This window comes from Halostella litorea, assembly GCF_004785955.1.
Taxonomy (GTDB): Archaea; Halobacteriota; Halobacteria; order Halobacteriales; family Natronoarchaeaceae; genus Halostella; species Halostella litorea.
The window spans coordinates 45,784-64,291 of record NZ_SJER01000006.1; the positions used below are offsets into that span (position 1 = coordinate 45,784).

General features: G+C 70.2%; 24 protein-coding genes. 13 read left to right on the forward strand and 11 right to left on the reverse strand.

The window, feature by feature from the left end; genetic code table 11:
• The first annotated feature begins 5 nt into the window (after positions 1-5).
• The 3 genes from gfo6 to EYW40_RS16895 all read left to right on the forward strand — a co-directional run bounded on the left by gfo6 (position 6) and on the right by EYW40_RS16895 (position 2,863).
• Positions 6-1,082 (forward strand): D-xylose 1-dehydrogenase Gfo6, encoded by a 1,077-nt coding sequence (gene gfo6, locus EYW40_RS16885; RefSeq protein WP_202614582.1) that lies wholly within the window; start codon positions 6-8, stop codon positions 1,080-1,082.
• A gap of 88 nt (positions 1,083-1,170) precedes the next feature.
• Positions 1,171-1,956, forward strand: a complete 786-nt coding sequence (locus EYW40_RS16890) for a GIDE domain-containing protein (protein ID WP_135822832.1) — start codon at positions 1,171-1,173, stop codon at positions 1,954-1,956.
• A gap of 154 nt (positions 1,957-2,110) precedes the next feature.
• Positions 2,111-2,863 carry an SDR family oxidoreductase gene (locus tag EYW40_RS16895; protein WP_135822833.1) on the forward strand — a complete coding sequence of 251 codons (753 nt, stop codon included), beginning with the start codon at positions 2,111-2,113 and terminating at the stop codon, positions 2,861-2,863.
• A 22-nt stretch (positions 2,864-2,885) separates the two neighbouring features.
• Here the strand turns inward: EYW40_RS16895 and EYW40_RS16900 are convergent, their stop codons facing one another.
• From EYW40_RS16900 to EYW40_RS16925, 6 genes are all read right to left on the reverse strand, one after another.
• The gene (locus tag EYW40_RS16900) at positions 2,886-4,103 is read right to left on the reverse strand and encodes an MFS transporter (protein WP_135822834.1); all 1,218 of its coding nucleotides are present in this window, start codon (positions 4,101-4,103) and stop codon (positions 2,886-2,888) included.
• A gap of 38 nt (positions 4,104-4,141) precedes the next feature.
• Positions 4,142-4,825: a TOBE domain-containing protein gene (locus EYW40_RS16905; RefSeq protein WP_135822835.1), complete on the reverse strand. Its 684-nt coding sequence runs from the start codon at positions 4,823-4,825 to the stop codon at positions 4,142-4,144.
• A gap of 50 nt (positions 4,826-4,875) precedes the next feature.
• A complete protein-coding gene (locus EYW40_RS16910) occupies positions 4,876-5,631 on the reverse strand; it encodes an amino acid ABC transporter ATP-binding protein (RefSeq protein WP_135822836.1) in 756 nt (251 codons plus the stop codon).
• Complete coding sequence (locus tag EYW40_RS16915; protein ID WP_135822837.1) at positions 5,628-6,341, reverse strand: ABC transporter permease; 714 nt, start codon at positions 6,339-6,341, stop codon at positions 5,628-5,630. The genes EYW40_RS16910 and EYW40_RS16915 overlap by 4 nt, the downstream gene beginning before the upstream one ends.
• A gap of 2 nt (positions 6,342-6,343) precedes the next feature.
• Complete coding sequence (locus tag EYW40_RS16920) at positions 6,344-7,264, reverse strand: ABC transporter substrate-binding protein (protein WP_135822838.1); 921 nt, start codon at positions 7,262-7,264, stop codon at positions 6,344-6,346.
• Positions 7,265-7,397: 133 nt separating this feature from the next.
• On the reverse strand, positions 7,398-8,417 hold the full coding sequence (locus tag EYW40_RS16925) for an aldo/keto reductase (RefSeq protein WP_135822839.1): 1,020 nt from the start codon (positions 8,415-8,417) through the stop codon (positions 7,398-7,400).
• Positions 8,418-8,764: 347 nt separating this feature from the next.
• On the opposite strand from EYW40_RS16925, the gene EYW40_RS20085 reads away from it, so the two are divergent.
• The gene (locus EYW40_RS20085; RefSeq protein WP_135822840.1) at positions 8,765-9,028 is read left to right on the forward strand and encodes a DUF8028 family protein; all 264 of its coding nucleotides are present in this window, start codon (positions 8,765-8,767) and stop codon (positions 9,026-9,028) included.
• Positions 9,029-9,133: 105 nt separating this feature from the next.
• Here EYW40_RS20085 and EYW40_RS16935 read toward each other — a convergent pair whose 3' ends face one another.
• A complete protein-coding gene (locus tag EYW40_RS16935) occupies positions 9,134-9,388 on the reverse strand; it encodes a glutaredoxin family protein (RefSeq protein WP_135822841.1) in 255 nt (84 codons plus the stop codon).
• A gap of 159 nt (positions 9,389-9,547) precedes the next feature.
• Here EYW40_RS16935 and EYW40_RS16940 point away from each other — a divergent pair, with 159 nt between their 5' ends.
• From EYW40_RS16940 to EYW40_RS16960, 5 genes are read left to right on the forward strand one after another with little or no spacing between them, the layout of a single operon-like run.
• Entirely contained in the window at positions 9,548-11,236 is a 1,689-nt protein-coding gene (locus EYW40_RS16940; RefSeq protein ID WP_135822842.1) for a Na+/H+ antiporter, read from the forward strand.
• A gap of 46 nt (positions 11,237-11,282) precedes the next feature.
• Positions 11,283-11,795, forward strand: coding sequence for a hypothetical protein (locus tag EYW40_RS16945; RefSeq protein ID WP_135822843.1), 513 nt, complete (start codon positions 11,283-11,285; stop codon positions 11,793-11,795).
• On the forward strand, positions 11,795-12,142 hold the full coding sequence (locus EYW40_RS16950) for a hypothetical protein (RefSeq protein WP_135822844.1): 348 nt from the start codon (positions 11,795-11,797) through the stop codon (positions 12,140-12,142). The genes EYW40_RS16945 and EYW40_RS16950 overlap by 1 nt, the downstream gene beginning before the upstream one ends.
• Before the next feature lie 46 nt (positions 12,143-12,188).
• A complete protein-coding gene (locus EYW40_RS16955; protein WP_135822845.1) occupies positions 12,189-12,704 on the forward strand; it encodes a gamma carbonic anhydrase family protein in 516 nt (171 codons plus the stop codon).
• A 43-nt stretch (positions 12,705-12,747) separates the two neighbouring features.
• Positions 12,748-13,515 carry a DUF502 domain-containing protein gene (locus EYW40_RS16960; RefSeq protein WP_135822846.1) on the forward strand — a complete coding sequence of 256 codons (768 nt, stop codon included), beginning with the start codon at positions 12,748-12,750 and terminating at the stop codon, positions 13,513-13,515.
• Positions 13,516-13,576: 61 nt separating this feature from the next.
• On the opposite strand, the gene EYW40_RS16965 is transcribed toward EYW40_RS16960, so the two are convergent.
• Both EYW40_RS16965 and EYW40_RS16970 read right to left on the reverse strand, forming a co-directional pair.
• A complete protein-coding gene (locus EYW40_RS16965) occupies positions 13,577-13,981 on the reverse strand; it encodes an acyl-CoA thioesterase (protein ID WP_135822847.1) in 405 nt (134 codons plus the stop codon).
• A gap of 41 nt (positions 13,982-14,022) precedes the next feature.
• Entirely contained in the window at positions 14,023-14,217 is a 195-nt protein-coding gene (locus EYW40_RS16970; RefSeq protein WP_135822848.1) for a DUF7501 family protein, read from the reverse strand.
• A gap of 195 nt (positions 14,218-14,412) precedes the next feature.
• On the opposite strand from EYW40_RS16970, the gene EYW40_RS16975 reads away from it, so the two are divergent.
• Positions 14,413-15,000: a DUF420 domain-containing protein gene (locus tag EYW40_RS16975; protein WP_135822849.1), complete on the forward strand. Its 588-nt coding sequence runs from the start codon at positions 14,413-14,415 to the stop codon at positions 14,998-15,000.
• Positions 15,001-15,062: 62 nt separating this feature from the next.
• Positions 15,063-15,287 carry a winged helix-turn-helix transcriptional regulator gene (locus EYW40_RS16980; RefSeq protein ID WP_135822850.1) on the forward strand — a complete coding sequence of 75 codons (225 nt, stop codon included), beginning with the start codon at positions 15,063-15,065 and terminating at the stop codon, positions 15,285-15,287.
• A 17-nt stretch (positions 15,288-15,304) separates the two neighbouring features.
• Here EYW40_RS16980 and EYW40_RS16985 read toward each other — a convergent pair whose 3' ends face one another.
• The gene (locus tag EYW40_RS16985) at positions 15,305-15,727 is read right to left on the reverse strand and encodes a DUF8009 family protein (protein ID WP_135822851.1); all 423 of its coding nucleotides are present in this window, start codon (positions 15,725-15,727) and stop codon (positions 15,305-15,307) included.
• A 570-nt stretch (positions 15,728-16,297) separates the two neighbouring features.
• On the opposite strand from EYW40_RS16985, the gene EYW40_RS16990 reads away from it, so the two are divergent.
• Together EYW40_RS16990 and EYW40_RS16995 are read left to right on the forward strand one after the other, a co-directional pair.
• On the forward strand, positions 16,298-17,122 hold the full coding sequence (locus EYW40_RS16990) for a ParA family protein (RefSeq protein ID WP_202614584.1): 825 nt from the start codon (positions 16,298-16,300) through the stop codon (positions 17,120-17,122).
• Positions 17,115-17,525 (forward strand): DUF7970 domain-containing protein, encoded by a 411-nt coding sequence (locus EYW40_RS16995; protein ID WP_135822853.1) that lies wholly within the window; start codon positions 17,115-17,117, stop codon positions 17,523-17,525. The genes EYW40_RS16990 and EYW40_RS16995 overlap by 8 nt, the downstream gene beginning before the upstream one ends.
• On the opposite strand, the gene EYW40_RS17000 is transcribed toward EYW40_RS16995, so the two are convergent.
• Positions 17,526-18,368, reverse strand: a complete 843-nt coding sequence (locus EYW40_RS17000) for an aldo/keto reductase (RefSeq protein WP_135822854.1) — start codon at positions 18,366-18,368, stop codon at positions 17,526-17,528. It lies immediately after the preceding gene.
• Positions 18,369-18,508: the final 140 nt, after the last annotated feature.

Here is an 18,508-nt window from a genome sequence, read left to right on the forward strand (position 1 = left end):
CTCCCATGGAACTGGAGGGCTACTTCGACGACTTCACGCGCCGCGACTGGGAGGCGGAGACCGACGACGGGCCGGTCCGGTTCGCCATGATCGGCGTCGGCTGGTGGACCCGCGACATGGCGATCCCGGCGGTGGAGGCGTCGGCGTACTGCGAGACGACGACGCTCGTGAGCAGTTCGGCCGAGAAGGCCGCGGAGGCGGCCGAACTGGCCGACACCATCGACCACGCGATCACGTACGACGAGTTCCACGACGGGGCCGCAAGCGACGCGTACGACGCCGTCTACGTCGTCACGCCGAACGCGCTCCACCTGGAGTACGTCGAGACGGCCGCCGAACTCGGCAAGGCGGTGCTGTGCGAGAAGCCGATGGAGGGCGACGTCGAGCGCGCCGAGCGGCTGGTCGAGGCCTGCGACGCGGCCGACGTGCCGCTGATGGTCGGCTACCGGATGCACACCGAGCCGGCGGTCCGCCGGATGAAGGAACTGGTCGACGACGGCTTCGTCGGCGACCCGGTGCAGGTCCACGGCCACATGTCCCAGCAACTGCTGGAGATGATCCCCGACCCCGACCAGTGGCGGCTGAACGAGAGCCTCTCGGGCGGCGCGACGGTGATGGACATCGGCCTCTACCCGCTGAACACGACGCGGTTCGTCCTCGACGCCGACCCCGAGCGCGTGCTGGCGTCGACGATGTCCACCGACGACGCGTTCGACGACGTGTCCGACCAGTACGCCTCCTTCCTGCTGGAGTTCCCGGACGACGTGCAGGCGGCCTGCACCGCCACGCAGAGCGGCTTCGAGACGGGCCACTTCCGGATCGTCGGGACCGAGGGCGAACTCCTGCTCGAACCCTCCTTCTTCAACCGCGACGCCGCGTCGCTGACGATAAAGCGGGGCGACAGCGAGGCGTCGATCGAGTTCCCCGACGTCGACCAGATGGAGGAGGAGTTCGACTACTTCGCCAACCGCCTGCTCACCGGCCGGGAGTTGGAGCCGGACGGCGAGCACGGGCTGGTCGACATGCGCGCGATGGCGGCGATATACGAGTCCGGCGAGACGGGGCGGGCGGTCGAGCTGTAACCCCTCTTCGCCCGCAGGTGGCCGGTCTACAGCGCGGGAAACAGCGCGCCAAGGTTTTTGTTTCGCCGCTGAAAACTACCGACAAATAATGGTCGAGAGCTTGCTCAGTCGGGTCGCGATTTCGGGGGTCAGCATGATATTCGTGGTCGTCGGGCTGTACATGCTCAACACGGGCCGGACGGCCCGGGCGCGGAGCGAGCGGATCGACGACACCGAGACGACGGCGGTCCGGGAGCTTCAGCCCGGGACGGCCGAGGTGAAAGGCGTCGCCCGGCCCGCGGCGGACGGGGACGTGATGGAGTCGCCGATCACCGAGTCGGAGGCGCTGGCGACCCACGTCGAGATGGAGGAGTGGGAGAGCAGCGGCCAGGGCGGCGGCAGTTGGACGACGAAACACGAGGACCGGGCGGCGGTGCCGATGGTCGTCGACGACGGGACCGGCGAGGTGCGGGTCGACCTCCCGGCCGACGGGGACCTGAACGTCGAGAAGTCGCGCTGGAAGGTCGGGAGCGGGGACGAACCGCCCGAGCGGATCGAGCGGTATCTGGAGGCCGAGTCGGAGATCGACACGGCGACGCGGCGCGACATCGGGCCGCTGAGCATCGGCGAGCGCCGCCGCTACTCCGAGGGACTGATCGAACCGGGCGAGGAGGTCTACGTGCTGGGCGCGGCCCGCGAGGAGCAGTCGGACTGGGGCGAGCGGAGCTACGCCATCGACGCGACCACCGACTCCGGCGACTTCGTCCTCTCCGACAAGTCGGAGTCGGAACTCGTCAACGAGGGCAAGCGGGGCGGGCTCGTCCTCCTCGCGTTCGGCGTCGTCTTCCTGCTGTCCGGCCTCTTCGGGACGGTCATCCCGTGGATCGGCGCGTGAGCGGGAGACGCCGCTACTCGGCGGCGTCTCCCCGATTCGCTCGGGGGTCCCGTCGACCCGGACGGCCGCCCGTGGCGCTACTTGACGCGCCGCCGTCCCCGAAGCAACTGCCGCCCCCGCCAACGTCTTTTGCCAGCGCGGCGATGGGCCGGGTATGGCAAGCGACGACCCGTTAGACGGGCGGACCGCAGTCGTCACCGGCGCGAGCTCCGGCATCGGCGCGGCGACGGCACGCGAACTGGCGGCCGACGGCGCGAACGTCGTGCTGGCCGCGCGGAGCGAGGACTGCATCGCCGAACTGGCCGACTCCATTGCGGCCGACCACGGCGTCCGCGCCGAGGCCGTGCCGACCGACGTGACCGACGAGGACGCCGTCGCGGCGCTCGTCGAGACGACCGTCGAGACGTTCGGCCGCCTCGACGCCGTCGTGGCGAACGCGGGCGTCGGCCGCGCGGGGTCGGTCGAGGAGCTGTCGACCGAGCGCTACCGGACGATGATGGACGTGAACGTCGACGGGACGTTCTTCACGGCCCGCGCGGCGCTGCCCCACCTCCGCGAGACCGAGGGGTCGCTCGTCTTCGTCGGCAGTTTCGCCGGCCAGTACCCCCGTCCGGGCGACGCCGTCTACGCCGCGACGAAATGGTGGGTCCGCGGGTTCGCGCTGAGCCTCGCGGGCAGCGCCGGCGAGGACGGCGTCGGCGTCAGCGTCGTCAACCCGACGGAGGTCCGCACGGAGTTCCTCTCGGAGGACGAGGACGCCGCGGCCTTCGACGAGCGGTTCGCCCCCGGCGAGGTGACCGAGCCGTCCGAGGTGGCCGCGGCGATAGCGTTCGCCGTCCGGCAGGAGTCCCCCACGGCGACGACGGAGATCGACCTGTACCGCCGGGACAAGTTCGCGCACTTCTGACGGCTCCGCCCCGGCCCCCACCTCACGTCCGGGCGCGCAGCACGACCAGCACGGCGACGAGCGCCGCCGCGAGGGCCGCCTCGGCGTGCATCGCCGTCCGCATCGTCGTCGCCGACGCGACCGCGCCGACCACGGCGGGGAAGACGAAGTAGCCGCCCTGGCCGGCGGTCATCGCGACGGCGTTGACCGGGCCGCTGTACTCCGGGACGCGGTCGGTCGCCCAGGCCAGCAGCGTGGGGAACAGCCCGGAGACGAGCAGGCCGGCACAGAACGTCGCGGCGAACAGCGCCGCCTCGGCGGTGACGGCGACGACGGCGTACAGCACGGGGACCGAAAGCGCGGCCGCCGCGGTCACGACCCGGAGGTAGCCAAGCCGCTCCGCGACCGCGCCGAACGCGAGGCGGCCGGGGACGTACGCGGCGAGATACACCGACAGCAGGAGGTTCGCGCGGGACCGCGGGAGGAAGCCGTTCGCGTAGTAGGGGAGCCAGGTGAACATGCCGCCCTCGATACCGACGACCAGCGCCATCGCGGCGCTCAGGCCGAGCATCGAGGGGCGGCGGAGCAGCGTCCGCACGTCCGCAAGCGACAGCGACCGCTCGTTCTCCATGCCGTCGGGCGCGGGGAGGCGGGAAACGAACGCCGCGACCACGAGGAAGAGGGCAGCGACGACGACGTACGCGACCCGCCAGTCGCCGCGGGCGAGGACGAACGTGGCGAACAGCGGCCCCGCGGTCGCGCCGACGGCCCACGCCATCGTCTGGAAGTTGAACACCCGGCCCCGGTTGGCCGGGTAGAGGTGGCTGAGGACGGGCCGCCCGAGCGCGCGGAAGCCGCCGGTGGCGACCATCCGCGCGAAGACGAACGCCAGGAGCAGGAGGAACGTCGGCGCGAACCCGACGCCGACGAGGCAGACGCCGGCGACGGCCAGCGCGAGCGCGACGAACCGCTCGACGCGGAGGCGGCCGACGACCATCCCGACGCCGAACAGCGTCAGCACGTAGCCAAGCGCCGACACCGGCGCGATCAGCCCCAGTTCGGCCTCCGAGAGGTCGAACGTCGCGGCGAAGCTCGGAAACATCGCGCCGCGCATCTGGAGCGAGAGGCCGACGAGCGCGGAGAACACGAAGATCGCGGCGGTCCATAGCCGGCGGTCGGCGGGCCGCCGGTCCGACTGCTCCCGCCCCGCCGACCCCTGCCGGCGCTCCGCGACCCGCCCACGCTCCGACGCCTCCGACATGGGACCGGCTTCCACGGCGGGGTCCTAACGTCCGTCGATCACTCCGCGGCGACGCCCCGCGTCGCCGTCGCCTTGAACGACGCGACGACGCGGCGGCCCGGTTCGAGGTCCAGCCGCGCGGCGCTGTCGCGGGTGACGAGCGCCCGGAGCGGCGTCGCGGCCCCCGCGTCGACCGTCACGGCGGCGACCGCCTCGCCCGCGTCGACGGACTCGACCGTCCCCTCGAACCGGTTGCGCGCGCTCGTGCCGTCCGGGTCGGGGCGGTCCGACGGCGCGGTTAGCGTCACCGCGTCCGAGCGGACGCTCACGGCGACCCGGTCGGCGTCCGGCGGCACGAGCGCACGCACGCGCCCGACGCCGGTGTCGACGGTCGCGAGTTCGCCGTCGCGCTCGACGACGGTCCCCTCGAACACGGACTCCTCGACGCCCGCGACGCCGGCGAACGCGGCGTCGAGGCGCTCGAACCGCTCCAGCAGCGAGCGGGCGTTCTCCGTCAGTTCGCTCCCGCCGCCGCCGGCCCCGCCGCGCCGGCGCTCGACGAGCGGGCCGGCGGCGTCCTCCAGGTCGACGATGCGCCCCTGCATCCGGGCGTACGAGCGCCCGAGCGCCTCGGCGGCGGCGTGGATCGAGCCGTGTTCGTCGACGGCCCGCAGCAGCGCCACGTCGCGCTCGTCGACCGTCGCGCCGTCGACCGACAGCCGCGTCTCGAACTCCCGGCGCATGCGCGGCGGTTCGCGCTCCCCCACCATAGCAGTTGGCGACGGCGCGCCGGTCAGTACACCAGTTCGCCGTCGATGAACTTCGCGGCGCGCGGGTCGTCGGGGTCCTCGAACACGCGCTCGGGCGGGCCGTCCTCGATGACGCGCCCGTCGAGCAGCACCGCGACGCGGTCGGCGATCCGCTCGGCCTGGTGCATGTCGTGGGTCGCTATCGCCACGCCGATCCCCCGTCCCCGAGCGGCGTCGACCGCGTCCTCGATGGCGGCCGTGTTCCGCGGGTCTAGGTCCGACGTCGGCTCGTCGAGCAGGAGCACGTCGGGGTCGTAGGCCAGCGCCCGCGCGAACGCGACGCGCTGGGCCTCTCCGCCGGACAGTGAGCCGGCGGACTGGTCGGCGCTGTGTTCGAGGCCGACGGTGCCGAGCGCCTCCCGGACCGCGTCGGCGGTGCCGTTGCCGCGGACGAGCGAGCGGAGCCGGTCGCCCCACGAACTGCGGACGCGGAGCCCGTACTCGACGTTGCGGCGGACGCTCGCGTCGAAGAGGCTGGCCTGCTGGAACACCATCCCGACGCGCCGGCGGAGCGAGAGGCGCTCGTCCTCCGGCGCGGCCCACGCGTCCGTCCCGTCGAACAGCACGCGGCCCTCGTCGGGCCGCTCGAACAGCGCGAGGAACCGCAGCAGCGTCGTCTTGCCGACGCCCGAGGGGCCGATGACCGCCAGCACCTCGCCCGGCTCGACCGCGAGGGACACGTCCCGCAGGATCGGTTCGCCGTCGTACCCGTGTACGAGCCCGTCGACGCGGAGGCTCATCGCAGCGTCCCCCCGTCGCCGAGGCGAACGACGACGGCGTTGACCGTCAGCACGAGGACGAGCAACAGCGCGCCGAGCACCATCGCCGTGTCGTAGCTCCCCTGCCGGGCCTCCAGCTGGATCGCCGTCGTCAGCGTGCGCGTCTTCGAGACGCCGTCCGCGCCGGCGATGTTGCCGCCGACGATGAGCACGGAGCCGACCTCGCTGATCGCCCGGCCGAAGCCCGCGAGAATCGCCGTGGCGATGCCGTACCGGGCCTCCTTGACGACGACGAGGGCGACGTCGAGGCGCGTCCCGCCGAGCGCGCGGGCGGCGTCCCGGACGGAGTCGTCGACGCCCGTCACGGCCGCGAGGCTGATGCCGGTGATCGGCGGCGTCGCCAGCACGATCTGTGACATGATCATCGCCTCCTTCGTGAACACGAGGCCGAACTCGCCGAGCGGCCCCTGGTTGGACACGGCAAAGAGGACGAGCAGGCCGACGACGACGCTCGGGAACCCCATCCCCGTGTTGATGACGGCGGTCACCAGCCGCTTGCCGGGGAAGTCGGTGAAGCCGACGAGCAGCGCCGTCGGGATGCTCACGAGCGTCGACAGCGCCACGGCGGCGAGGCTGACGTACAGCGACACCTGGATGATGCTCGTGACGTACTGGGACTCGAAGGGGAACTCGCCGAACACGAGGACGGCGTCGGGGGCCCCGGCGAGCATGCTCACCCCTCGTCGTCCGCGCTCCACCCTTCGGGAACGTACTGCTGGAAGTCGGGGTCCTCCGACAGCGCCTCGGGGAAGAACAACTGCTCCCCGTTGGCGGTGTACTCCTCGATCCGGCGTTGCCCCTCGGGGCTCGTGATGTAGCCGATGTACGCCATCGCGAGGTCGTAGTTGACGTTGTCGTGGACCGCCGGGTTGACGGCCATGATCCCGTACGGGTTCGCGAGCAGCTCCGGGCCGCCCTCGATCGGCCCCTGGACGAGGATGACCAGGTCGCTCTCGGCGCGCTGCGAGAGGTAGGTGCCGCGGTCGGAGAGTGTGTACCCGCCCTGCTGGTTCGCGATGTTCAGCACCTCGCCCATCCCCTGCCCGGTCTCCTGGTACCAGTCGCCGCCGGGCTCGACGCCCGCCGCCTCCCAGATCGCCAGCTCCTTCGTGTGGGTGCCGGAGTTGTCGCCCCGCGAGACGAACGTCTCGCCGGCGTCGGCGATCGTCGCGAACGCCTCCGTCGCCGACTCCGTCCCCTCGATCCCGGCGGGGTCGCCCTCGGGCCCGACGATGACGAAGTCGTTGAACATGAGGTCGCGGCGGTTGACGCCGTACCCCTCCTGCATGAACTCGTCCTCCAGCGAGCGGGCGTGGACCATCACGACGTCGGAGTCGCCGGCCCGGGCCGTCTCCAGCGCCTGCCCGGTCCCCTGTGCGACCGCGTCCACGGTCACGCCGTACATGTCCTGGAACGGGGCGTTCAGCTCGTCCAGCAGCCCGGTGTCGTACGTGCTCGTCGTGGTCGTCAGCGTGAGCGTCTCGCCGGCGACCTCCGGCCCGCTCTCGTCCTGTCCGAACGCGGTACAGCCCGCGAGCGCCGCGGTCGCGCCGCCGCCCAGCGCGGCGAGGAACCGCCGTCGTTGTATCGCCATAGACACAACGTCGGGTCGACCGGCTTAGTTGTTACGCACTGGAGAAACCGAAACCGGTTACGTCGGGGACGGAGGCCCACGCACCGGCGGCTATCTCGTCGGACGGACGAACCGAAAACGGGTTACGGCCGGGTCAGTCCCGGTGGCCCCAGCGCCGGCCCTCCTCGTCGTACCGGGCCTCGGCGATGCGGTCGTGCTGGGCGTCGGACAGCGAGATATCCGTCGCGCCGACGTTCTCGTCGAGCTGGTCGGTCGTCCGCGCGCCGACGATGGGGACGCAGGTGAACTTCTCCTGTTCGATCAGCCAGCGGAGCGCGACCTGCGCGGGCGTGGCGTCCAGCTCGTCGGCGACGGCGCGGATCTCGTCGAGCACCTCCCAGCCGCGGGCGGAGACGTAGTACTCGTCGAACCGCGGGTCGATGGCGCCCCGCGAGTCGTCGGGGGCCTCGACCCCGTCGTCGGTCCGCTCGTACTTGCCGGTGAGGAAACCGCCGGCCAGCGGCGAGTACGGGCAGACCGCCAGGTCCTGGTCGGCGCAGACGTCGAGGTAGTCGACCACGTCGTCGCGGTAGGCGGCGTGGAACAGGGGCTGGGTCACCTCGAACCGCTCTACTCCCTCCACGTCGCTCGTCCAGAGCGCCTTGGTGAGCTGCCAGGCGGCCATCGTGCTCGCGCCGAGGTGGTGGACCTTCCCCTCGCGCACGAGGTCGTTCAGCGTCCGGAGCGTCTCCTCGATCGGCGCGTCGTCGTCCCAGCGGTGGATGTAGTACAGGTCGAGGTAGTCCGTCCCGAGGCGGTCCAGCGTCCCCTCGATCTGCCGGCGGATGTGCTTGCGCCCGAGTCCGGAGTCGTTCGGCCCGGGCTCGCCCCAGCCGTCGAACGGGAAGTACACCTTCGAGGCCAGCACGAAGTCCTCGCGGTCGTAGTCCTCCAGCCACTCGCCGATGAACCGCTCGCTCTTGCCGTTCGGCGTGCCGTACACGTTGGCGGTGTCGATGAAGTTGACCCCGCGGTCCCACGCCGCGTCGAGCAGTTCGTGGGCCTCCCCGCGGTCCGTCTCGACGACGCCGTTGGTCTCGCGGCCGAACCGCCACGTCCCGAAGCACAGTTCCGACACCGTCGTCCCGGTCGAACCCAGGGTCGTGTACTCCATACCCCGATCTGCTCCCGGGATCCGAATAAGGGTTGAGGCAGCGGAAAGCGTCAAGGCCGGCCGCTCCCCCGGCGGCGCGCGCCGGCGCGGCCCGGTCGTGTCAGGTCGCCCCAGCTTCGGGGACCGCACCGCCGCGGCCGAACCTCTCGGATCTCTCGATAGATCTCCGTAGATCGGAGTTATCGGCTCAACACCGCTTGTAAAGTATTAGAAGCTCTCTGCAACGGTCGTAAAACGTCCGCATGATCGACACATCCGGCTAAAATCGTCCGAAATCGTCCGAAGCCTCGGCCCGTTATATGCCGGTGTAGCTACAAGGGTTGAGTAGACCAACGAGGTGCCACCCGATGTCAACCCCCTCCGCACACAACGACGACCTCGCCGACGGCGGGACCGACCCGGTCTCGTCGCTGCGCGCACAGCTCGACGACCACGCGCTCACCACGCCGTTCCAGATGGTCGGTTTCTGGATGGCGGTCGCGCTGCCGTTCCTGCACGTGCCGCTGCTCGCGTCCGGCCTGTCGACCCCCTCCGAGACCACGACGTTCCTCGCCCTGCTCGGGCTGAACCTCGTGGGACTGGTCGTCGGGCACTCGTACAACCGCGACTGAAGCGACGGCCGCGCACCCGCCACGGCCACCAGGTCCCCGCCGTGCGGCGTCGGTCCCCGCGTCGCACGCCGTCCCCACCTCGTACACCGTCCCCGCCGGCCGTTCTCACGCCGCCTCGATCATCTCCTGCAGCGCCGCCTCGTCGACCTCGAACTTGAACTTCGGCGTCCCGTCGACCAGCACGTACGGCACCCGGTCCCCGTAGCGCTCGCGGAGGTCGTCGTCCGCGTCCACGTCGACAACGTCCACGTCGACGGGCCGCGCCGCGTCGTCGCTCGCCCGGCGCACCGCCGCTATCGCGTCGTCACAGAGGTGACAGTCCTCCCGCGTGTACACCGTGACCGTCGTCGGCTCGTCCATGCGTCGGGGTTCGGAGCCGCCGCCCTTACCGTCGTCGGGTCGTGGCGATCGGGTCAACCGTTTTATCGCTTCGAGGTGACGTGGAACCATGACCGGTTGGTCGCGGTGGTCCGGAGCGAGGCGGTTCGCCGAACGCGGGTCGAGTCGGGGTGACTGTCGGTGACCGCCTCGGGGGTCGAGACCGAACTGATCCACCTGTTGAGCGTGTTCCTCATCGCGGGCGCCGTCGGCGTTGTCGTCACCAAGTTCGTCCGCATTCCGTACACCATCGCGCTGCTCATCGCCGGGTTCGTCGCCTCGATAGCGGGCGTCTCGGTGGGGATCGAACTCACCCACGACATCATCCTCCTCGTCCTGTTGCCGCCGCTGCTGTTCGAGGGGGCGGCGACGACCGACCTGGCCTCCTTCCGCGAGAACTTCCCGGTGATCGCCACGCTCGCCATCGCCGGCCTCGTGCTGTCGATCCTGTTCGTCGGCGTCGCCGTCCGCTACGTGCTCGGGTTCCCGCTGCTCGTCGCGTTGCTGTTCGCCGCTATCATCCTCCCGACCGACCCCGTCTCCGTGCTCGCGCTGTTCGAGGAGATGGGCGCGCCCGAGCGGCTGACGGTGCTGGTCGAGGGGGAAAGCCTGCTCAACGACGGCGTCGGCGTCGTGATATTCACCGCTTTGCTCTCCTTCGTCATGTCGGACGTCGACCCAGCGGCGCTCGCGACGCCCGCGCGGCTCGGCCGGCTCCTCGGCGACATCGCCGTCGCGAGCGTCGGGGGTGCCGTCGTCGGCGGGCTCGCCGGCTACGCCGTCTACCGGGTGATGGTCGGGCTGGACGAGCACATGACCGAGATCGTCCTCACCGTCATCCTCGTGTACGGGAGCTTCCTCCTCGCCGAACACTACCTCGGGGTCAGCGGCGTCATCGCCACCGTCGTCGCCGGGCTGTTCATCGGCAACCGCGGCCGCGAGTACGCCATGAGCGCCCAGACGAAAGTGTCCGTGTTCAACACGTGGGCGACGGCGGCGTTCATCGTGAACACGTTCATCTTCATCGTGATCGGGACCCAGACGCCGCTCGTTCAGATCGCCCGCCACGCGAACCTGCTGGTCCCGGCGCTCCTGATCGTCCTCGTCGGCCGCGCCGTCGTCGTCTACCCGCTCACCGAACTCGTCAACCGGACGGTGCTGACCCAGCCCGTCTCCCGGGAGTACCAGCACGTCATCGTCTGGAGCGGCCTGCACGCCTCGATCCCCATCGCGCTGGTGCTCGGGCTCCCGCCGGGCACGCCGTTGCGCGAGGAGATGCGCGTGATGGTGTTCGGCATCGCCGGGTTCGGGCTGGTCGTCCAGGGGCTGACGATCGGGCGGCTGGTCGAGCACCTCGGCATCGCGACGACGAGCGACGAGGAGCGGCTCTACCAGTTGCTGATCGGACGCGCCCGGGCGGTCGACGCGGTGCTGGAGGAGGCGCGGGCGCTCCACGAGGACAACCGCATCCCCGACGAGGTGTACGAGAAGTTCGCGGTCGAGTACCGGTCGGAGAAGGAGCAACTGGACGCCACCATCGCCGAACTGCTCGACGAGCACCCGGAGATCCGCGACCGGGAGCGCACCGTCGCGGAGCGGCACCTGCTCAAACACGAGCGGAGCGCCGTGAAGACGGCCGAACTCGACGGCCTGCTGTCCTCGGACGTGGCGGCGGAGCTCATGGAGGAGGTCAACCTCAAGCTCGACCGGCTCGACCGCGGCGAGTCGACGGTGGTCGCCTCGCGCAGCGAGGAGGGGTACGACGAGTTCTGGCGCGCGGAGGCCCGCGACCACGACGTGCTCGCCGACGAGAGCCGAGGCCCGTCGTAACGGCGCTCGGATAGTTTCATTACCGCCGAGCGTATCCACCGCGACCATGGAGAGCATCGACGTGACCGACGAGCAGTACGACCGACTCGACGCGATCCGGGAGTCGCTGGCCGACGACGTGCCGTACGGCCACGTTCGCGCCCGGGACGCCGTCCAGTACCTCCTCGACGAACACGACGGCGATCCGGACGTGACGGCCGCGGAGACGGACGGCGCGACGGGGTCCGACGGCGGAGACGCCGACGACGGCGCGGACGACGCTGACGGCGAGGACGCCGACGATGAGGACGGCGAGGCTACGGACGATGACCCGGCCGATGAGGGAGACGACGAACCGGCGGCCGATGACGACGCCGACGACGACGGCTCCGACGACGCCGATGGGAGCGACGGCGACGACAGGCTCTCGGCGATGATGAACCTGCTCGACACCCACGACGACAAGTGGGAGCAGGCCGACTCCGAGGAGACCCGGTACGTGGTCGACCTGCCCGACGGGGGCACCGAGGAGGTCCAGACCAAAGACGACGTGAAGGCGATCCTGTTCAAGAACTACTGATGGGCCTGCTCGCACGGATCGCCGCGGCCCTGCGGTCCGCGTTCGGCCGCTCCGGCGGCGACCCGGCCGACGAGGGCGACGCCGCCGGGAATGCGGACGCCGCCGACCGGTCACCCGACGGTGCCGACGACCGACCCGAGGACGGCGACGCGGCCGCCGGGCCGGCGACGACCGACTGCTCGGTCTGTGGAACGACGTTCGAGGCCGACGCCGAGGCCTGCCCGCTCTGTGGCACCGCGCCGGGGAGCGACGCGGCGGCCGCCGACCCGGAACCGGCGTCCGAGACGACCGACGGGGCGGCGACCGACGACGCTGCCGACCGGCTCCGGGACCTCCGCGACGAGTGACGTGCCACGCGGTACCGTTTTGCACGATCGTCCCGAACGATCGGGCATGGACAGCAGAGCGTACGGGTTCGAGGGGGCGACGCCCGACGTCCACGACGGCGCGCGGGTCAGCCGAGAGGCGACGCTGGTGGGTGACGTGCGGGTCGGGGCGGACGCGAGCGTCTGGCCGGGCGCGGTGCTGCGTGGCGACGTGGCGCCGGTCCGGGTCGGCCGGGAGGCCCACGTCGGCGACACGGCGGTGCTCCACGCGAGCGCGGCCGGCGAGCGCGCGATGATCGGGCACGGCGCCGTGCTGAACGACGCCGTCGTCGCGGACGGCGCGCTCCTCGGGTTCAACGCGACGGTCAACTCGGAGGTGCGCGTCGGCGAGGCGAGCATCGTCGCCTCGGGGACGACGGTGCCCGAGGGGTACGACATCCCGGCCGAGTCGTTCGTTCGCGGTGTCCCCGCCACGGTGACGCCGCTGTCCGAGACGACGATCGACCCGGCGGAGATATTCGACGCCCACTCCTCGGGGGCGTACACGGACCTGGCCGCGCGCCACGACGACCTCTTCGGGTAGCCCACCCCCCGGAACCTTGGTGCTCCGCCGTGAACGGTGGCGCATGTCTGGTCCGAAGGCCGGCGGCGACGCCGGACGCGGCTGGCTCCGCCGGGCGTTCGTCACGGGAACCGCGATCACGGTCCCGACGATCATCACGCTCGTCCTGCTCGGAACGGTGCTGGACTTCGTCTCCCGGACCATCTCCCCGGTCGTGGCGGCCGTCGAGTTCGTCCCCGGAACCGACAACCTCCCCGAGGTCGTCCTCGAACTGGTCACGGTCGCGGTCCTGCTCGGGGTCGTGTTGGTCGTCGGCGTCGCCGCCGAGCGCCGCAGCGGGAACTCGGCGGGCCTCACCCGCGAGTTCGACGAGTTCGTCGCCGCGATCCCGGGCGTCGGCACCGTCTACACCAGCGTCCGCAAGATGAGCGACGTGCTTCTGGAGAGCGACACGGAGAGCTTTCAGGACGTGAAACTCGTCGAGTTCCCCCACGACGAGACGTACATGCTCTGCTTTCTGACCGCCCACCCGCCGGACGCGGTCCGCGAGACGGTCGGCGAGTCGGAGATGGAGACGCTGTTCCTCCCGCTCGCGCCGAACCCGGTGATGGGCGGGTTCCTGATCAACGTGCCGTCCGACCGGGTCCACGACGTCGACATGACCGTCGAGGAGGGCGTCCGGGCCATCGTCACGAGCGGCGTCGCGGTCGGCGAGGAGGTCGACGACATCTCGCCCGACGGGTTCGACGGCGTCTCCCCGACGGCCTTTGGCGAGGCGATCATCGACAAAGTCCCCGGCACACACGCCGGCGACGACGACCCGAAGCAGTAGCTCACAGCGTCTTCCCCCCGTGTCCACTAATGCGGGCGGGACACAGCGAGCGCAACCCCTCTCAGTCCAGCCCCTCGTACGCCGCGATCGACTCGCGGACCCGGTCGGCGATGGGCCGGGTCTCCTTGGTCGCCGGGTCGACGGTCACCTGCACGGTTTCGGCCGTCGCCGCCACGTCGCCGTCGGCCCGCACCTCGTACTCCATCGGGAGGCTCGACTCGCCGATCCCGGGGACGCCGACCGCGACCGTCAGGTCGTCCTCGACGGTGATCGGCTGCCGGTAGTCGATCTCCACGTGGGCGAGCACGGAGTCGATGTCGGAGAGCGGCACGTCGAGCACCTCCGAGAAGTAGTCGACCCGCGCCTCCTCCAGGTAGGTCGCGTACACCGCGTTGTTCACGTGCCCCATGAAGTCGATGTCACGGACTCGGACGTTCAGCGTCGTCGTGAAGGAGAACTCGTCCATCGGCTTCCGGTACCGGGTCGGGGTAGTTCGGTCTGTCGGAACTACCCGGCCCACTCGCCGCCGATGTCGCTGCTGACGCGGTCGCGCCACAGTTCGAAACTCGTCTCGCAGTCGTCGCTCGTCCGCAGGTGGTCGATGAAGCCCGCCCCCGGGTCCGCGAGGTCGCCGTCGCAGAACGGGCAGGTGTTCGGGTCGCTCCAGGTCGGTTCGCTCGGCGCGTGCTGGCTCCGTGACATCCTTGTCCGATCCCACCACGGCCGCCGTCATAAAGGTTGGACTAATACGTATTACGTAGATATAATGAGGTTAAATGTCACTTGATTCCCGAACCGGACGAACGGGCACGTTTCGCGGTCGAACCGATCGCCCGTTCGGCGGCCGGAGTAGCCGGGATCGAAAGCACCTATCCGTTCCCGCCCGAAGCCCCCGACATGTCAACGGTGAATCCCCGGCAGCGAGTACGGGAACGTCCCCTCGCCGCGACGGCGGTCCTCTCGGCGGTCGGTTACGCGCTCGTCGTCGCCGCGTTCTCCGGCGTCGTCCCGATCTTCCCGGACATCGGGCGGGAGACGGTCGACCTGTTCTCCCACGCCATCGCGGCCGTCAACACCCTGGCGACGGTGTCGCTCGCGCTCGGCTGGTACTGGATCCGGAAAGGCGAGGTGCGAAAGCACCGCGCGGCGATGCTGACCGCGTTCGCGCTCATCCTCGTGTTCCTGCTCATGTACCTCCCGAAGGTGGGCGGCGGCGGCGAGAAGCACTTCGTCGGCCCGGAACTGGTCCGGATCGGCTACCTCATCATGCTCGCGATCCACATCGTGCTGTCGGTGGTGGCCGTCCCGGTCGTCCTGTACGCCGTCGTGCTCGGGCTCACACACACGCCCGCCGAACTCCGGAACACGGCCCACGCCCGCGTCGGCCGCATCGCCGCGGGGTCGTGGATCCTCAGCCTCACGCTCGGCGTCGTCACGTACGTGATGCTCAACCACCTCTACGACTCGACGTTCGTCCCGGCCTGACGGTCGTGTGCGCCCGCGGCACGTCCGCGGTACTCGTTTTATCGCCCCGTGCGTGTGTTCCCATGATGACCGCCTCCGACTCCGTCGCCGACCTCGCACCGAGCGCCAAACTCGTGTACAAGGTGCTGGAACACAACGGCCAGCTGACCCAACAGCAGATCGCCGAGGAGTCGCTGCTCCCCGCCCGGACGGTCCGGCACGCGCTGACGGAACTGGAGTCGGCCGACGTCGTCGAGGAGCGGATCCACTTCCAGGACGCCCGCCAGCGCCTCTACAACCTGCAGTAACCCGCCGCCGTCCCGCCTCAGCCGAGCGCCTTCACCGTCACTTCCTCGCCGTTCCCCTCCGCTCCGAGTTCGACGGTGTCGACGACCGACGACCGCACCGCCGCCCGCCACTCCTCGACGGCCTCGACGTGGCGCTCCCGGTGTCGCTCCGTCGTGTACTCGACGTCGTCCGCCGCCCGGAGTTCGTCCTCGGTCGTCGCCGGGTCCGGGTAGGTCGGTACGGGTTCGACCAGGTCCTCGGGGTCGAGGTGGAGCGGTTCCCCGCCGACGAACTCGCCGGTCCCGGCCTCGTGCAACCGGGCGCGCATCCGCCCGCTGAACGGTGGCGTCACTCTGAGGACGGTTCGCCCGGGGCTCCGGAGGTTCGACTCCAGCGCCGTCACCACGTCCTCGCGCGTCACGGCGACCGAACGGATCGCGGCCGGGTCGTCCGACGACATGCGATCGCGTCCGCGCCGCGACGTGTTCAGCGTCACGGTCGGCGGGACTAACGCGTTCCGACCGCGGCCGGTCGCCGAAGGGGTTTCCCGTGCCACACCCTCCACACCGCCCGCACCGTCCGGGCCGTTCATACGGTGTACACTTTCTACACAGTGTGGAATGTGTGGGCGGTGTCGCGTTCACGCCGTTTCGGGTTTCGTGGGAACCCGACCGACATCGACCGCGATCGGTCCGAGTCGAACGTGGATATGTCCGGCCCTCTCGCCGAGTGAAGATCACACATTGTACAATGTGTAGAATTTCCATTTTATGGGCTGTTGTTAGCGTTACTTGGGGCATCACGAATTGGAGTGCGAACTGTGGACGGTGTAGAAATTCTACAATGTGTAAACATTCTATACATCCTCGACAGTTTGAAATACTCGGAATGTGAGGAAATTACGCGTGAACGCGAACGGCCCACACCGTCTACACATTGTAGATGGTCCGAACTCTCTGGAATGTGTGAGAAGTGTCGACGGTCCGGAGTTCGCGGACGGCGTGGCGCGCGTTCGCGGAGGTGGACACCCATGGTAGACACGAACGCCGTGAGCGTCGCACTGCAGAAGGGCGGCGTCGGCAAGACGACGATAGCGATCAACCTGGCCGAACGGCTCGCCGCGCGCGGGCACGAGGTGTTGCTGGTCGACCTGGACCAGCAGGGCAACGCCACGGAGGGGGTCGGGCTGGCCGACGCCTACGAGGCCGAGACGCACCTCGGGCACCTGCTGGACGACGACGACCCGACGACGCTGGCCGACGTGGTCCGGGATGCGGGGCCGTTCGACCTCGTCCCGGCGAACGCCGACCTCGACGAGGTCGAGAACACGATCCGAAGCAACACGTTCGGCGCGCTGTGGATCCGCAACGAGGTGGTCGAACCCGCCGTCGACGGGGACTACGACTACGTCGTCGTCGACTCGCCCCCGGACATGGGGCCGCTGTCGGACGCGTCGCTGATCGCCACCCAGAACGTCGTCGTGCCGATGCGCATGAGCGAGCAAAGCGCCAGCGGCTTCGAGCGGATGTACGCCCAGCAGGTCGCGCCGATCCGCAAGGAGATGGAACTGGACGTCCTCGCGATCGTGCCGAACGCGCTGGAGGGCGACAACGAGGAGAAGCGCATCATCGGCGACCTGGAGGACTCGCAGTTCGGCGACCTGCTCCCCGAGTTCGCGCGGTCGGACCACTTCGACGACCCGGACTCGCCGGGCCCGGGCATCCGCAAGCGCGTCGCGCTGAAGCGCGCCTGGCGCGACGGCGAACCGCTCGCCGCGTACGACCCGGACAGCGACATGCTGCCGCGGCTGGACCAACTCGCCGCCGTCGTCGAGGAAGGGACGACCGATGCCTGACGAGAACCGCTTCGCGGGGATCGGCGAGGCCGTCGAGGGCGACGACCCGGCGGCGGACGAGGCGACCCCGACGGAGGCGGACGACGACCCCGTTGACGAGGGCGGCGACGCGCCCGCCGACGACTCGGACGGGGACTCCGGCGACGCCGGCCCGGACGAAGGCGGGCCGCCCGACACGACGCCGGCGTTCGCGTTCGACGACACCGTCCAGAAATCCGTGTACGTCCGCCCGGAGACGTTCGAGGAACTGGAGGACGCCGAGGCGCTGGTCGACGCGCAACTCCGGACCGACCACGACCTCCGGGACCTGACCCGCAGGGAGTTCTTCGACGCCGTGTTCCGGGAGGCCGCCGAGGACACCGACGCCCTCGTCGAGCGCGTCCGCCGGATGCGCGAGAAGTAGCTACTCGGTCAGCCGCCGGTACTGCTCGTCGGTGAGGTCGATCCCCGTGGCGGCGACGTTCTCCTCCAGGTGGCCGACGCTCGACGTGCCGGGGATGGGGAGGATCACCGGCGAGTGGTCGAGCAGCCACGCCAGCGCGACCTGCTGGGGCGTGGCGTCGTGGGCGTCCGCGACCGCCTCGACCGCCTCAGCCCGCTCGCCGAGGTCGCCCGCGCCCAGCGGGAACCACGGAATGAAGCCGATGCCGTCGGCCTCGCAGGCCTCCAGCACCGCCTCGTCTTCGCGGTTCCCGACGTTGTACTCGTTTTGCACCGTGGCGACGTCGACCATCTCCTGTGCCTGGTCCAACTGTTCGACGCTCACGTTGCTGAGGCCGACGTGGCGGACCAGCCCCTCGTCCTGCAACTCCGCGAGCGCGGTCACGGAGTCCTCGAACGGCGTGTCCGGGTCGGGCCGGTGGAGCTGATAGAGGTCGATCTCGTCGGTCCGCAGCCGGTCGAGGCTACAGAGCACGGCGTTGCGGAGGTAGTCCGGGTCGCCGTGCGGGAGCCAGTCGCCGTCGGCGTTCCGGAGCAGGCCGCCCTTCGTCGCGACGAACACGTCGTCGCTGTCGCCGAGTGTCTCCCCGATCAGCCGCTCGCTGACGCCGGGGCCGTACGAGTCCGCGGTGTCGACCATGTCGACGCCGAGGTCGACCGCCCGCTCCAGTACCTCGCGGGCCTCGGCCTCGTCTGCGGGCGGGCCGATGATGTCCTCGCCGGTCAGGCGCATCGCGCCGTAGCCGAGGCGGTGTACCGCGTCCTCGCCGCCGATCTCGAACGTGTCGCTCTCGTTGTCGACCATGCCGATCGGATCGGCTCGGACGCGGAAATGGCTAGGACTAGCGGCAGCCGTCGCTGGCAACGGTCGGCCGGTCACCCCCGTGTTCGACGTTACTCGTGCTTACTGAGATAAGCACACGTATCTTCGAATTCGCCTATCCC